This window comes from Arthrobacter sp. NA-172 (assembly GCF_043952055.1).
Classification (GTDB): Bacteria; Actinomycetota; Actinomycetes; order Actinomycetales; family Micrococcaceae; genus Arthrobacter.
The window spans coordinates 1,207,960-1,221,567 of the sequence record NZ_JBINOT010000003.1; the positions used below are offsets into that span (position 1 = coordinate 1,207,960).

A 13,608-nucleotide genomic window follows, 5' to 3' on the forward strand; every position below is an offset into this window, starting at 1 on the left:
CATGACAATCAATTCTTTCGACACCGTCCTCGTCGCCAACCGCGGCGAGATCGCCTGCCGCGTGATCCGCACCCTGAAGGCCATGGGCATCCGCTCGGTGGCGGTCTATTCAGACGCCGACGCCGGAGCCCGCCACGTGCGCGAAGCCGATAGTGCCGTCCGTATCGGCACAGCCGCGGCCGCGGACAGCTACTTGCGGATAGACGCCATCATCGAGGCTTGCCTGCAAAGCGGCGCCCAGGCCGTCCACCCTGGCTATGGATTCCTCGCCGAAAACGTGGAGTTCGCCAAGGCCCTGGACGCGGCCGGTATCGCGTTCATCGGCCCCGGCATTGAAGCCATTGAGATCATGGGCGACAAGATCCGTTCCAAGAACCACGTCATGTCCTACGGCGTGCCCTGCGTACCGGGCATCGCTGAGCCGGGTTTGAGCGACGAGGCACTGATCGAGGCCGCCCCCGGCGTCGGCTTCCCCTTGCTCATCAAGCCATCCGCCGGCGGTGGCGGCAAAGGGATGCACGTTGTGGAGCGGCTCGAGGATATGGCAGCCACGCTGGCCACTGCCCGGCGCGTGGCTGCGAGTGCGTTCGGTGACGACACCCTGTTCCTGGAGCGGCTCATCCAGACGCCGCGGCACATCGAGGTCCAGGTTCTCGCGGATAACCATGGCAACGTGATCCACCTCGGCGAGCGCGAATGTTCGCTGCAGCGCCGCCACCAGAAAGTGATCGAAGAAGCACCCTCGCCTTTGCTGGAGTCCCTGGCGAACGGGTCCGAGATCCGCGCCCGCATCGGCGAGGCTGCCTGCCAGGCTGCCCGAAGCGTCAACTACAGCGGCGCTGGCACGGTCGAGTTCCTCGTCTCGGACCAGGACCCGGAGCACTTCTTCTTCATGGAGATGAACACCCGCCTCCAAGTGGAGCACCCCGTCACGGAAATGGTCACGGGAATCGACCTCGTCGAATGGCAGCTCCGCATCGCCGCCGGCGAGAAACTCACCGTGAGCCAGTCCGACGTCGTGCTTGACGGCCACGCCGTGGAGGCGCGCGTCTACGCGGAAGTACCCGAACGCGGTTTCATGCCGTCCATCGGGGAGATCCTGGCGCTCCGGGAGCGGGCAAGCAATGATCCGCACCTGCGGGTCGACTCCGCCATGCTGCCCGGTCTCTCCATCACCGGCGACTACGATCCCATGCTCGCAAAGGTCATAGCGTGGGGCCCGGACCGCAAAGCCGCGCTCGACACTCTCGATCACGCGCTGGGGGAGTACACGCTGCTTGGCGTGCACACTAACGTCGAGTACCTGCGGCTCCTGATCAACGACGACGACGTCCGCGCCGGCCGCCTCGATACCGGGCTGATCGCGCGGAAGCTCGAGGGGATGGAGTTCCGTCAGGTGACGGACGTTGAGTTGATCGCAGCGGCAGCGGTGCTCAACCTGTCGGCCCCGGTCGAGGTGAAATCTCCTTGGCACGCCGCGGATGGCTGGCGCGTCGGCGCCTCCGCGCCGCGGAAGACCACTATCGGACGTCCCGACGGCGGCCTGGCTACGGTTGGCCTTACCGACAACGGAGCAAGCTTCACCGCTCGTGTGGACAACGGTGCCGAACACACTGCGGCCCTGCGGCCCGGCGCCGGGCATCCGGGAGATGGGGTACTGGTGCTCGACGGCGTCGAGCACCATTTCGCGCATGGCTCACCCTCTCCGGGGCGTGAGGCAAGCGGGCTGTGGCTCGGCAGCGATGGCTGGTCCTGCCGCCTGGAGATCCTGGACCGCGAGACCCGGCTCCAGCGCATCCTCGCGGGTATTCAACGCGAAGAAGGCGCCGCCGACCCGGAAGTGCGCTCGCCGATGCCGGGTACCGTCGTCTCGGTCTCGGTGCACAACGGCGAGCAGGTGGAAGCAGGCCAGGTCCTCCTTTCCGTGGAGGCAATGAAGATGGAACACGCGCTGGTGGCCTCGGTCTCCGGCACTGTGCACCTCAGCAGCAAAACCGGTGACCTTGTGAAGGCCGACCAAGTCCTCGCCACGATCCACGTGGCCGCGGATCCCAAGCCGGATCCCACGCCGGATCCCACGCCGGATCCCACGCCGGAGCCCACCCCCGAAACCACAGCGGAACCGACAGAAAACCAGAAAGACGAGGAAGTCTAGCCATGGCAAGTTTTGAACTCAGCGAGGAATACCAGGACCTGAGCGATTCCGTCCGGGAATTCGCCGACGAGGTAGTGGCTCCGGTGTCCACCAAGCACGACGAGGAACACAGCTTCCCGTACGAGGTGGTCAAGCAGATGGGCGAGATGGGCCTCTTCGGCTTGCCCTTCCCCGAGGAATTCGGCGGCATGGGCGGCGACTACTTCGCCCTCGCCCTCGCGCTGGAGCAGCTGGGCCGCGTGGATCAGTCGGTCGCCATCACGCTCGAAGCCGGGGTGTCCCTCGGCGCCATGCCGCTCTACCGCTTCGGCACGCAGGAACAAAAGGAACACTGGCTGCCGCCGCTGACCTCGGCTGAAGCGCTCGCGGGCTTCGGCCTGACCGAGCCGGAAGCCGGCTCGGACGCCGGCGGCACCAAGACGAACGCACACCTCGAGGACGGCCGCTGGGTCATCAACGGCAACAAGGAGTTCATCACCAACTCCGGGACCGACATCACCCGGCTGGTCACCGTCACTGCCGTCACCGGGCAGCACGAACGCACGGACGGGAGCATCAAGAAGGAAATTTCCACCATCCTTGTTCCCACCGACACGCCCGGTTTCACCGCGGAAAAGGCCTACAACAAGGTGGGCTGGAACGCGTCCGATACCCACCCGCTCACACTGAACAACGTCCGGGTGCCCGAAGAAAACCTGCTCGGCGTGCGGGGCCGTGGCTACGCGAACTTCCTGTCCATCCTTGACGAGGGCCGCATCGCCATCGCCGCCCTGGCCACCGGAGCCGCCCAGGGTTGCGTCGATTTGTCCGTGAAATACGCCAAGGAACGCATGGCTTTCGGGCAGAACATCGGCAAGTACCAGGCCATCCAGTTCAAGATTGCGCGCATGCAGGCCCGGGCCCATACTGCCCGTCTGGCCTACTACGACGCCGCGGCAAGGATGCTGGCCGGGAAGCCGTTCAAGACCGAAGCGGCCATCGCTAAGATGGTCGCAGGCGAGGCAGCCATGGACAATTCACGGGACGCCACCCAGGTGTTCGGCGGCTATGGCTTCATCAACGAATTCACGGTGGCACGGCACTACCGCGACTCCAAGATCCTGGAAGTCGGGGAAGGCACCACCGAAGTCCAGTTGATGCTCATCGCCCGCGAGCTGGGCCTTTAACCGTCAGGGAAGGTAAACGATGATCGACAAAGTTGTTGCCAGCGCCGCGGAAGCGGTGAAGGACATCCACGACGGAGCTTCCCTCGCCGTCGGCGGCTTCGGCTTGTGCGGTATCCCGGTGGCGCTGATCGATGCGCTGCACGATCAAGGCACCAAGGACCTTGAAACCGTCAGCAACAACTGCGGCGTGGACGACTGGGGGCTGGGCATCCTGCTCCGCGACGGGCGCATCCGCCGGACCATCAGCTCCTATGTCGGTGAGAACAAGGAGTTTGCCCGGCAGTTCCTGGCCGGTGAACTCGAGGTTGTTCTCACTCCGCAGGGCACCCTCGCGGAGAAGCTGCGCGCTGGCGGCGCGGGCATCCCGGCGTTCTACACCAAGGCCGGCGTCGGGACCCAGGCCTCGGAAGGCGGGCTACCGCAAAAGTACGACGCCGACGGCTCGGTTGCGATTGCATCCTCGCCCAAGGAGGTGCGCACTTTCAACGGGGAGGACTACGTGATGGAGGAATCACTGACGCCCGACTTCGGATTGGTCCATGCGTGGAAGGGCGACCGGCACGGCAACCTGGTCTTCCATGCGACGGCCATGAACTTCAACCCGCTGTGCGCCATGGCGGCCAAGATCACTATTGCCGAGGTGGAAGAACTGGTGGAGCCCGGCGAGCTGGATCCGCAAGGCATCCACACGCCGGGCATCTTCGTCCAACGGATCGTGGTTGCGCCGGACACCGAGAAGCGCATCGAAAAGCGGACCGTCGCATTAACCCAACAGGCAGGGGCCTAGCAATGGATTCCACCAGCACCCAGGACGTGCCACCGCGTCCCGAGGCAGTCAGGCACGAGTACCGCCGTACGGGGATCGATCATCATGAGGGCAAGGGCTGGACGCGGAACGAACTGGCAGCCCGCGTCGCCCGCGAGCTCAGCAACGGGCAATATGTCAATCTGGGAATCGGCATGCCCACCCTCATTCCCAACTACATTCCTGCCGGCGTCGAGGTGATCCTGCACTCCGAGAACGGCATCCTGGGCGTCGGTCCCTACCCGGCCGAGGACGCCGTCGATCCGGACCTGATCAATGCGGGCAAGGAAACCGTCACAGTCAACAAAGGCGCCGCGTTCTTCGACTCTGCAACCTCGTTCGGCATGATCCGCGGCGGTCACGTGGACGTTGCGGTGCTGGGCGCCATGGAGGTCGCGGCCAACGGGGACCTGGCCAACTGGATGATTCCGGGCAAGATGGTCAAAGGAATGGGCGGCGCCATGGACCTCGTTTTCGGGGCCAAACGGGTGATCGTGATGATGGAGCACGTGGACCGCAACGGTAAGCCCAAGATCGTCAAGGAATGCTCTTTGCCCGTCACAGGGAAGGGCTGCGTGGACAGGATCATTACTGACCTCGCCGTGATCGACGTCGTCTCCGACGGCGGGAAATCGAGGCTGGTCCTGCGGGAGCTGGCCCCCAATGTCTCAGCCGAAGACGTAGCGGCTGCCACCGGCGTCGAACTTTTCGAAGAGGACCAGGAACTGACTGTATGACTGAAAACGCCCAACCCCGCGTTACAGAACCCCGCGTTATAGAACCCCGCGTTATCGAACAGCGTGGACTCTACTTCGACGAGCTCGAGGAAGATGTTACGTACGCTCACCGGCCGGGCCGAACCGTGACGGAGACGGACAACGTCCTGTTCACCACGCTGACCATGAACACCCAGGCCCTGCACCTCGACGCGGCGTGGAGCGCCACCCAGCCCTTCGGCCAGCGGCTGATGAACTCCATGTTCACCCTGTCCACGATGGTGGGGCAGTCAGTGACACAGCTGACCCAGGGCACCATCATCGCCCAGCTGGGCCTCACGGATGTCTCGTTCCCGCACCCGCTGTACCACGGCGACACCCTGTACACGGAGACTGTCGTCACCTCGAAGCGGCCCTCGTCGTCGCGCCCTGGTCAGGGTGTCGTGACCATGCAGCACACCGGCCGGAACCAGGACGGCACGGTGGTGGCCCTGGCCACGCGGGCCTGCCTCATGTGGACGCGGACCGCGCATCTGGAGGCGCAACGGGGGACAATCAGTACATGACTTTCACCATGGGCCCCGCCCTGCTTTTCTGCCCCGCCGACCGCCCGGAACGGTACCAAAAGGCCGCCGAGCGCTCGGACGCGGTGATCCTGGATCTTGAAGACGCGGTCGCGCCTGCGGACAAGAAACGGGCCCGGGGCGCCATCATGGCTCAAATCGGCTCCGGGGGCGAGACCGCCGAGCTTGATCCCAGCCGCACCATTGTGCGCGTCAACCCGGTGGGCACCGACGACTTTGAGAAGGACCTTCACTGCCTGGCGCACACGCCGTACCGCACCGTCATGCTGGCCAAGGCCGAGACCGCAGAGCAGTTGAAAGCACTCGACGGTTACCACGTCATTGCCTTGTGTGAGACTGCCAAAGGAATCATCAACGCGAGCCAGATCGCCCAGGCCCCCAACGTCGTCGGGCTCATGTGGGGCGCGGAAGACCTGATCGCCTCCATGGGCGGCACCTCCAGCCGCGACAACGACGGCGGCTACCGCGCCGTCGCCACGCACTCCCGTTCCACTGTGCTGCTGGCCGCCAAGGCCGCGGGCAAGGAAGCCATCGACTCCGTCTACGTGGACATTCCCGATCTCGCCGGACTGGCCGTGGAATCCGCCGACGCCGTAGCCAGCGGATTCGGCGCCAAAGCCTGCATCCACCCGAACCAGGTGGCCGTAGTCCGCGAAGCGTACGCGCCGTCGTCGGACGCCGTTGCGCAGGCCCAGGAACTCCTTGACGCTGCCGCGGCGGCTGGTACCGGGGTGTTCCAATACAAGGGCAAGATGGTGGACGGCCCCATCCTGAAACACGCCGAATCCACGCTCCGCAGGGCCAGGGTTTCCTGAGTTGTCTGGCTACTAGAGTTCGCCAGGGGCCGCGTACCGGTAGAAGAAAGGTCCGTGCTCTCCGGCGAGTGCGCGTGTCAGCGGCGAGCTGTCTTCTAGGAGCCTGGCCCAGGGTCGAGGTCGCCGACGAAGACGGGGCCGTACCCGGCATCCCTGATGAGCCGTTCTGCGGTCTCGCGCGCCGCCGGCTCCGCCGCGAAGAAGTTGCTGAGTCGCGCCCGCTGCGCCGCGATCTGCTCGTACAGGGCAGCGAAATTGGTGGAGAAGGACTTCGCGGTGGGGCCGCCGATGGTTGCTTTGATCTGGTGGGAGAGGGACAGGAATCTCTCATCCCGCTGGGTGTATAGATTGCAGCAATCGATTGTGACCTGGCCTGCCAGCCCGGTAGTGCCCGCCAGCGCCTGCTCGATCAGTTGGCCCGGTACCGCAACCGCCACGACGTCGGCCCCGGACGCATCACCGCCGTCCCGACCCAATCCCGTCACCTGGTGCCCGGCAGCCCCCCAAAGCTGGGCCAGGCCTCCGCCGACTCGGCCCCGTCCGATGATGGTGATCTTCATGCTCTGCTCACTGGCCCTTCGCTGGTCGCTCGGCTTAGACGGCCGCTTGGCCGTGGATACAACTTTCCGCTTGGCCCGCGCTCACGGCAATAGTGAACCATGCAGGCGCCATGGCTCACTTTCCGTGCGGTCCTGATCGCGGCAGCGACAGCGGTGCAATCACTTCGTAGAGTTCCATCCGCAGCCAGCGTTGGCCGGTCTGCCGGAACTCGGACCTCGTCGCGAAGCGGTACAGGAAGCTGCGGGCTCGCACCCACCGTGGGCGCTCGCCGTCGAACGGGTCGTGGCGCAACAAGCGCAAGGTGGGGGGATCGGCGTCGAGCAGTTTGCCTAAGAACGCGTAAAACCAGGCCTCGTGCACCGTCCGCAAGGGCAGGAACCACATCAACCAATCCAAGCGCAGGTGGTACGGCGCCCACTGGCGGGGTAGCCGCCGGACATCGCCGGGCTTGCCCTTGAAGCCGTATTCGCGCCAATCGGCCTCCTCGACGGGAACGTCGGCCTGGGTACCTTCGACCACGATTTCCACGCGGTTCCGGGTCACCGTTCCGAAGGCGCCGTAGGTGTTCACCAACTGCCAGCGGTTGAAGCTGGCATTCATGAGTTGTCCCCGCGAGAGCAGGTTACGGAGAGGCCAGTAGCTCAGCACCAGGAGGAGCGCGGTCACGGCAAGTACGACGGCGAACCACCACACCGGGGTCTGCGGACCTGCCGCCGTGGCCACGTTTCTCGGCGGTTGCGGAATGATCGGCAGCACTGCATGGGCCACAGGGTCACTCACCGCAGCGAAAGCAAGCACAATCGCTGACCAGTTGAGCCACGCGAAATTCCCGCTCCCTACGAGCCAAAGCTGCGTGAAAACGACAATCCCGGCGGCAATGCTGGCGAGCGGTTGTGGAGCGAACAGGAAGAACGGCACCACCAGCTGGGCGAAGTGGTTCCCGAGCACCTCCAGCCGATGAAATGGCTTGGGCAGGAGATGCGCCTGGCGGCTCAGCGGGCCCGGCATGGGTTGGGTCTCGTGGTGGTAGTACAGGGCGGTTAAATCACGCCACTCGCTCCCGCCATGGATCTTGATCATGCCTGCGCCGAACTCCAGCCTGAACAGCAGCCAGACCAGCAGCACCAGGATGGTCCTGGGCGGGGGAGTCTGGTCCGAACCGAGGAACGCCACCGTGAAGCCCATTTCGAGCAGCAACATCTCCCAGCCGAAACCGTAGAAAGTCTGGCCGACGTTGACTATCGACATGTAGAGCAGCCAGAGCGCCAGGAAACGCGGCCATGGGGAGCCACGGCGGCCCCATCTGCGGCAGCCCGCCCACGAGCGTCAAGGAAATGACGAGCCCGGCGGCGCAGACCGCGCGAAGCAAAGTGTCCGAATACTTCCAGCGGAACAGGCTGGGCCTGCGCAAGACCCTGGGGCCGTCAACGTACCGCGGGACAGGAAGGAGGCCGTGTTCACCGAGGAGCGCAGGGAACTGGTTGAGGCTTGACAGGAACGCGATGAAATAGAGCGCGGCAGTGCCACGTTGGAGTACCTGCCGGGCGAATTCATAGTCCGGCGCCTCGAACCACGGGACCCAGTCCACAAACCAACGCTACGCCTGGGGTGCGGGATACTTAAGGCATGCAGCCGCGCAAGATCATTCTCCTCGGGTCCACTGGTTCCATCGGCACACAGGCAATTGACGTCGTTGACGCCGCTCCCCACCTTTTCGAGGTCGTGGCACTGAGCGCAGGCGGCGGCAACCTGGAACTCATCGCGCAGCAGGCTGTCCACACTATGGCCCAGGCAATAGGCATCGCCCGGGGTGATGCGCACGAACTCCAGATCCTCATCGATGCGGCCGCATCCGCCGTCGGCCTCCGGAACTACCGCCCGGAGATCATCACGGGTCCGGACGCCTCGACGAAGATTGCCGCGATCGAAGCCGACGTGGTGCTCAACGGCATCACCGGTTCGATCGGCTTAGCCCCCACGCTGGCAGCCCTCAAGTCCGGCGCTACCTTGGCGCTGGCGAACAAGGAATCCCTGATCGTGGGCGGTGCGCTCGTGAAGGCTGCGGCCGCCGTCGGCCAGATCGTTCCCGTCGATTCCGAGCACTCGGCCATTGCCCAATGCCTCCGCGCGGGAGCCGAGAACGAGGTCGAAAAGCTCATCCTGACGGCTTCCGGCGGTCCGTTCCGGGGCCGCAGCCGGGAGCAGCTCCGCGACGTCACTCCGGCCGAAGCCCTTGCCCACCCCACATGGGACATGGGCCCGATGGTCACCACCAATTCGGCCAGCCTGGTCAACAAGGGCCTCGAGGTAATCGAAGCGCACCTGCTCTTCGACGTCCCTTTGGACAGGATCGACGTCGTGGTCCACCCTCAATCCGTGGTGCATTCCATGGTGGAATTCGTGGACGGCTCCATCATTGCCCAGGCCTCCCCGCCGGACATGCGGCTGCCGATCGCCCTTGGACTCGGGTGGCCGGACCGAGTACCGCGCGCCGCCCAAGCCTGCGACTGGACCCAGGCCACCAGTTGGACCTTCGAACCCCTTGACTCGGTAGCCTTTCCTGCCGTGGAGCTGGCCAAAGACGCGGCGAAGCAGGGGAGTACCTTCCCGGCCGTCTTCAACGCGGCCAACGAGGAAGCCGTTGAAGCTTTCCATGCCGGAAGGATCCGGTTTACGGACATTGTGGACACAGTGGAGTCCGTCCTCAGCGAACATTCAGGCTCTTTGGAGCTGACGGTGGACTCGGTATTGGATGCTGAGAGATGGGCACGTACGCGCACCCACGATCGTTTAGCCAACAGCACCCTTTAGGAAGCAGCACTTAAGGCATGAATCCCGTCATTCTGTTCATTCTCGGAGTCGTCTTCGTCGCGATCGGCGTGGCCATTTCCATTGCGCTGCACGAGGTGGGCCACCTTGTGCCCGCCAAGCTGTTCAAGGTGCGCGTCACGAAATACATGATCGGTTTCGGCCCCACCCTCTGGTCCAAGCGGAAAGGCGAGACCGAATACGGTTTCAAGGCCATCCCGCTGGGCGGCTACGTCTCGATGATCGGAATGTATCCGCCGAACAAGGAAGACGGCAGTGTCAGGCCGTCCAGCACAGGCATGTTCCAGACCCTGGCCACCGAGGCCCGGTCCGCGGCACATGAAGAATTGGGCGCGGGCGATGAGAACCGGGTCTTTTACAGGCTTCCGGTCTGGAAGAAAATCATCATCATGCTGGGCGGGCCGGCCATGAACCTGCTCATCGGGCTGGTGCTGACGGCGGTGCTGCTCATGGGCTTCGGCGTGGCCACGGCCACCACCACCATTGCCGATGTCTCCAAGTGCCAGGTCCTAGCGGGAGAAACCGTTGACCCCAATTCGTCCAATTGCCAGCTGACGCCGGCTGCTGTTGCCAAGCTTCAGCCGAACGACGTCGTCACGAGCTTCGACGGCAAGGCTGTCACCAGCTGGGCCGAAATGACCGGTTGGATCCGGGCTTCAGCCGGCAAAGCGGTCCAGATGACGGTGCTGCGCAACGGCCAGAGCGTCACCACCGAGGTAACCCCGGTCCTCTCCTCCCGCCCTGTGATCGGCGACAACGGCCAGCAGGCCAAGGGCGCGGATGGCAAGCTTCTGTACGAACAAGTCGGGTTCCTCGGCATCGGTGCCCAGACCGCCATGGTGCCCCAACCGGCGTCGACCGTTCTCCCGATGGCTGGCGAAAATATCAAGCAAATAGCCGGAGTCATCTTCAACCTGCCTGCCAAGGTGGTCGGCGTGGCACAAGCGGCCTTCAGCTCCGAGCCGCGCGATCCGAACGGCCCCATCAGCGTGGTGGGCGTCGGCCGGGTGGCCGGCGAAGTCGCCGCGATGGAACAGGTTCCGCTGCAATCGCGAATCGGCGCCTTGGTGGGGCTCCTCGCGGGCCTGAACTTCGCGCTCGCCGTCTTCAACCTGATTCCGCTCTTGCCGCTCGACGGCGGCCACGTCGCGGGGGCACTTTACGAGGGTGCCCGGCGTCGGATCGCCAAGCTGTTCCACAAGCCGGATCCAGGCGCTTTCGACATCGCCAAGCTCCTGCCGTTGACCTACGTGGTGGGCAGCGTGCTGCTGGCAATGAGCGCCTTGCTGATCTACGCGGACATCGTCAAACCCGTCAACCTCTTCGGCTGATGTTGCCGATTCAGGACTACATGAGGAAGCGGATTGGGCTTGGGGGATAGGCTATCCGTATGACTGTTTTCGCTGTTGAGTACGTGTACGACGTCGAGTCCGCCGGGGTGCGGGACGCTAACCGCCCTGCCCACCGTGCCTGGCTCGCGGGCCTTGCCGAACAGGGAACCCTCCTCGCAAGCGGCCCTTACACCGACGGCGCGGGGGCTTTGCTGCTGCTCAAGGCCGCCGATGAGTCCGAGCTGAACGCCACGCTCAAGGAGGATCCGTTCGCCGCAGCCCAGGGGATTGCAGGCATCCGGACCTCCGAGTGGAACCCCATTATTGGAGTACTCGCCGCCCACGCTTCCTAGCAGCATGACCGCCGGGACCATTACCCCGGCTAGAAGATCCACCCAATTCAATCCAAGGAGTCCACGTGACCTCGGTCAGCCTGGGAATGCCATCCGCCCCACCCCCCGTTCTCGCGCCCCGCCGCAAGACCCGCCAGATCAAGGTGGGTTCGGTAGGCGTCGGCTCCGATTCACCCATCAGCGTGCAATCGATGACCACCACTCCCACCACGGACATCAACGCCACGCTGCAGCAGATTGCGGAGCTCACGGCCTCGGGCTGTGACATCGTGCGTGTCGCTTGCCCTTCCGCGGACGACGCCGAGGCGCTGCCGATCATCGCCCGAAAGTCCCAGATCCCTGTGATCGCGGACATCCACTTCCAGCCGAAGTACGTCTTCGCGGCGATCGAGGCAGGTTGCGCCGCAGTGCGCGTCAACCCGGGCAACATCCGCAAGTTCGATGACCAGGTCAAGGAAATCGCCGCGGCAGCGCGGGACCACGGAACCTCCATCCGGATCGGCATCAACGCCGGATCACTGGAGCCCGGCATCCTCAAGAAGTATGGCAAGGCCACCCCGGAAGCGCTCGTGGAATCGGCTGTATGGGAAGCTTCGCTGTTCGAAGAACACGGCTTCCACGATTTCAAGATCTCGGTCAAGCACAACGACCCCGTCATTATGGTGGCGGCCTATGAGATGCTCGCCGAAAAGGGCGACTGGCCCCTGCACCTCGGCGTAACCGAGGCCGGACCTGCGTTCCAGGGCACCATCAAGTCCGCCACAGCCTTCGGTGCACTTCTGTCCCGGGGAATCGGCGACACCATCCGAGTGTCCCTTTCCGCGCCGCCTGTCGAGGAAATCAAGGTCGGCAACCAGATCCTGCAGTCCCTCAACCTGCGCCCGCGGAAGCTTGAAATCGTCTCCTGCCCATCCTGTGGACGCGCCCAGGTGGACGTCTACACGCTCGCCGAGCAGGTCACCGCCGGACTTGAAGGGATGGAGATTCCGCTGCGCGTTGCCGTCATGGGTTGCGTGGTGAACGGCCCCGGTGAGGCTCGCGAAGCTGATCTCGGGGTTGCATCGGGAAACGGCAAGGGACAGATCTTCGTGAAGGGGGAAGTCATCAAGACTGTTCCCGAGAGCCAGATTGTTGAGACACTGATCGAAGAGGCCATGCGTATCGCGGAAGAGATGGGGGAGGCCGATGGCGAAGATGCTGTCAAGGGTAGCCCCGTGGTTAGCGTCTCGTAGTAAAGACGGAACCGGACCGGACGCTGTCACCGTCCGGGTGCTCAGCTCTGCCGACACCCGGGCCCTCCGGGCGCTCGCGATGGAGGACGCGGTAGCGAACGTCTTCATTCTGGCTCACCTTGATTCAACGGGGAGCGCCGCGCCCACCTCCGGCGGGGCGAGCGTGTATGGAGTGTTCGACGGCGACACGTTGGTGGGTGCGTGCTGGGCCGGCGCTAACCTGGTTCCCGTGCAGCTGGACCCGGAGCTGGCTTCCCGCGTGGCCGCTGCCGCACACCGGGCGGGGCGCCGCTATGCCTCGATCTTCGGACCCGCGGAGTCCGTGCTGGCGCTCCACGCATGCCTGGAACAACTTGGCCACTTCGCTCACGAAGTTCGGGCCGACCAGCCGCTGCTGGCCATCGAGGGACCGCCCGCCGTCCAAGTCAATCCGCAGCTCGGCTTCGGCGAGCTGGCGGACTTTGACCGGATCCTGCCCGCCTGCGCAGCCATGTTCGAAGAAGAAGTGGGTTACTCACCCTTCCTCGGGAGCGAGGACTTCTATAGCCGCCGCGTGGCCGGACTGATCCGGCAAGGCCATTCCTTGGTGCACATCGACGCGGGCGGGACTGTCATGTTCAAGGCCGAGCTTGGTGCCGTCACTGCAGAAGCCACGCAGGTGCAAGGTGTCTGGATGAACCCTGAATTCCGGGGCCAAGGACTCAGTGCGGGATACATGGCCGGGGTGGTTGCCCTGGCCCAGCGGTTCGCTCCCGTCACCAGCCTCTACGTCAACGAATACAACGCCCGGGCTCGCGCCACCTACGAGCGCGTCGGTTTCCAACGCCGCGGAACCTTCGCCACAGTTCTCTACTGACCCACGCTACGTGAGTTCGCCCGTGAGGTAGTGCTGTACGTTCGGAGCCAGGAGGCGCACCACTTCGTCCTGGGACGCCGAAGCCAGGGGTTCGAGCCGGACCACGTAGCGCAGCAGCATGAGCCCCACCATCTGCGTAGCAACAAGGTTTCCGCGCATCTTTGCTTCCTCCGGGGACCCGGGAAGCCCTGCTGTGATCCTGGAC

Annotated in this window: 13 protein-coding genes and 1 pseudogene; 11 read left to right on the forward strand and 3 right to left on the reverse strand. The window is 64.5% G+C overall.

The features are described 5' to 3' along the window. The first annotated feature begins 1 nt into the window (after position 1). Genes ACF0H6_RS19790 through ACF0H6_RS19815 form a run of 6 tightly spaced genes read left to right on the forward strand, consistent with a single transcriptional unit; the run spans position 2 to position 6,241 of the window. Positions 2 to 2,155 carry an acetyl/propionyl/methylcrotonyl-CoA carboxylase subunit alpha gene (locus ACF0H6_RS19790; RefSeq protein WP_395251143.1) on the forward strand — a complete coding sequence of 718 codons (2,154 nt, stop codon included), beginning with the start codon at positions 2 to 4 and terminating at the stop codon, positions 2,153 to 2,155. A gap of 2 nt (positions 2,156 to 2,157) precedes the next feature. Then, entirely contained in the window at positions 2,158 to 3,321 is a 1,164-nt protein-coding gene (locus tag ACF0H6_RS19795) for an acyl-CoA dehydrogenase family protein (RefSeq protein WP_395251144.1), read from the forward strand. A 19-nt stretch (positions 3,322 to 3,340) separates the two neighbouring features. Continuing rightward, positions 3,341 to 4,108 carry a CoA transferase subunit A gene (locus ACF0H6_RS19800; RefSeq protein ID WP_395251145.1) on the forward strand — a complete coding sequence of 256 codons (768 nt, stop codon included), beginning with the start codon at positions 3,341 to 3,343 and terminating at the stop codon, positions 4,106 to 4,108. A gap of 2 nt (positions 4,109 to 4,110) precedes the next feature. After that, positions 4,111 to 4,863, forward strand: coding sequence for a CoA transferase subunit B (locus ACF0H6_RS19805; protein ID WP_395251146.1), 753 nt, complete (start codon positions 4,111 to 4,113; stop codon positions 4,861 to 4,863). Next, on the forward strand, positions 4,860 to 5,408 hold the full coding sequence (locus ACF0H6_RS19810; RefSeq protein WP_395251147.1) for a MaoC family dehydratase: 549 nt from the start codon (positions 4,860 to 4,862) through the stop codon (positions 5,406 to 5,408). Before ACF0H6_RS19805 ends, ACF0H6_RS19810 begins: the two co-directional genes overlap by 4 nt. Next, complete coding sequence (locus ACF0H6_RS19815; RefSeq protein WP_395251148.1) at positions 5,405 to 6,241, forward strand: HpcH/HpaI aldolase/citrate lyase family protein; 837 nt, start codon at positions 5,405 to 5,407, stop codon at positions 6,239 to 6,241. The genes ACF0H6_RS19810 and ACF0H6_RS19815 overlap by 4 nt, the downstream gene beginning before the upstream one ends. Before the next feature lie 95 nt (positions 6,242 to 6,336). Here the strand turns inward: ACF0H6_RS19815 and ACF0H6_RS19820 are convergent, their stop codons facing one another. Beyond that, on the reverse strand, positions 6,337 to 6,801 hold the full coding sequence (locus ACF0H6_RS19820) for a hypothetical protein (RefSeq protein WP_395251149.1): 465 nt from the start codon (positions 6,799 to 6,801) through the stop codon (positions 6,337 to 6,339). 115 nt (positions 6,802 to 6,916) lie between these two features. Next, positions 6,917 to 8,390, reverse strand: a pseudogene (locus ACF0H6_RS19825) (lipase maturation factor family protein). A 38-nt stretch (positions 8,391 to 8,428) separates the two neighbouring features. Between ACF0H6_RS19825 and dxr the strand changes: the two are divergent. The 5 genes from dxr to ACF0H6_RS19850 all read left to right on the forward strand — a co-directional run bounded on the left by dxr (position 8,429) and on the right by ACF0H6_RS19850 (position 13,403). Further along, a complete protein-coding gene (gene dxr / locus ACF0H6_RS19830) occupies positions 8,429 to 9,613 on the forward strand; it encodes a 1-deoxy-D-xylulose-5-phosphate reductoisomerase (protein WP_395251150.1) in 1,185 nt (394 codons plus the stop codon). A gap of 17 nt (positions 9,614 to 9,630) precedes the next feature. Next, entirely contained in the window at positions 9,631 to 10,962 is a 1,332-nt protein-coding gene (locus ACF0H6_RS19835) for a M50 family metallopeptidase (RefSeq protein WP_395251151.1), read from the forward strand. Between the two features lie 59 nt (positions 10,963 to 11,021). Next, the gene (locus ACF0H6_RS19840) at positions 11,022 to 11,315 is read left to right on the forward strand and encodes a YciI family protein (RefSeq protein WP_395251152.1); all 294 of its coding nucleotides are present in this window, start codon (positions 11,022 to 11,024) and stop codon (positions 11,313 to 11,315) included. Between the two features lie 65 nt (positions 11,316 to 11,380). Further along, positions 11,381 to 12,547, forward strand: coding sequence for a flavodoxin-dependent (E)-4-hydroxy-3-methylbut-2-enyl-diphosphate synthase (gene ispG, locus ACF0H6_RS19845; RefSeq protein WP_395251153.1), 1,167 nt, complete (start codon positions 11,381 to 11,383; stop codon positions 12,545 to 12,547). Further along, positions 12,510 to 13,403 (forward strand): GNAT family N-acetyltransferase, encoded by an 894-nt coding sequence (locus ACF0H6_RS19850; protein ID WP_395251370.1) that lies wholly within the window; start codon positions 12,510 to 12,512, stop codon positions 13,401 to 13,403. Before ispG ends, ACF0H6_RS19850 begins: the two co-directional genes overlap by 38 nt. A 6-nt stretch (positions 13,404 to 13,409) precedes the next feature. Here the strand turns inward: ACF0H6_RS19850 and ACF0H6_RS19855 are convergent, their stop codons facing one another. Beyond that, complete coding sequence (locus tag ACF0H6_RS19855; RefSeq protein WP_395251154.1) at positions 13,410 to 13,562, reverse strand: hypothetical protein; 153 nt, start codon at positions 13,560 to 13,562, stop codon at positions 13,410 to 13,412. Between the last annotated feature and the right edge of the window lie 46 nt (positions 13,563 to 13,608).

Coding starts and splice junctions, on each gene's coding strand:
- ACF0H6_RS19790 (WP_395251143.1), top strand. CDS start 2: ATGACAATCAATTCTTTCGACACCGTCCTCGTCGCCAACCGCGGCGAG.
- ACF0H6_RS19795 (WP_395251144.1), top strand. CDS start 2,158: ATGGCAAGTTTTGAACTCAGCGAGGAATACCAGGACCTGAGCGATTCC.
- ACF0H6_RS19800 (WP_395251145.1), top strand. CDS start 3,341: ATGATCGACAAAGTTGTTGCCAGCGCCGCGGAAGCGGTGAAGGACATC.
- ACF0H6_RS19805 (WP_395251146.1), top strand. CDS start 4,111: ATGGATTCCACCAGCACCCAGGACGTGCCACCGCGTCCCGAGGCAGTC.
- ACF0H6_RS19810 (WP_395251147.1), top strand. CDS start 4,860: ATGACTGAAAACGCCCAACCCCGCGTTACAGAACCCCGCGTTATAGAA.
- ACF0H6_RS19815 (WP_395251148.1), top strand. CDS start 5,405: ATGACTTTCACCATGGGCCCCGCCCTGCTTTTCTGCCCCGCCGACCGC.
- ACF0H6_RS19820 (WP_395251149.1), bottom strand. CDS start 6,801: ATGAAGATCACCATCATCGGACGGGGCCGAGTCGGCGGAGGCCTGGCC.
- dxr (WP_395251150.1), top strand. CDS start 8,429: ATGCAGCCGCGCAAGATCATTCTCCTCGGGTCCACTGGTTCCATCGGC.
- ACF0H6_RS19835 (WP_395251151.1), top strand. CDS start 9,631: ATGAATCCCGTCATTCTGTTCATTCTCGGAGTCGTCTTCGTCGCGATC.
- ACF0H6_RS19840 (WP_395251152.1), top strand. CDS start 11,022: ATGACTGTTTTCGCTGTTGAGTACGTGTACGACGTCGAGTCCGCCGGG.
- ACF0H6_RS19850 (WP_395251370.1), top strand. CDS start 12,510: ATGCTGTCAAGGGTAGCCCCGTGGTTAGCGTCTCGTAGTAAAGACGGA.
- ACF0H6_RS19855 (WP_395251154.1), bottom strand. CDS start 13,562: ATGCGCGGAAACCTTGTTGCTACGCAGATGGTGGGGCTCATGCTGCTG.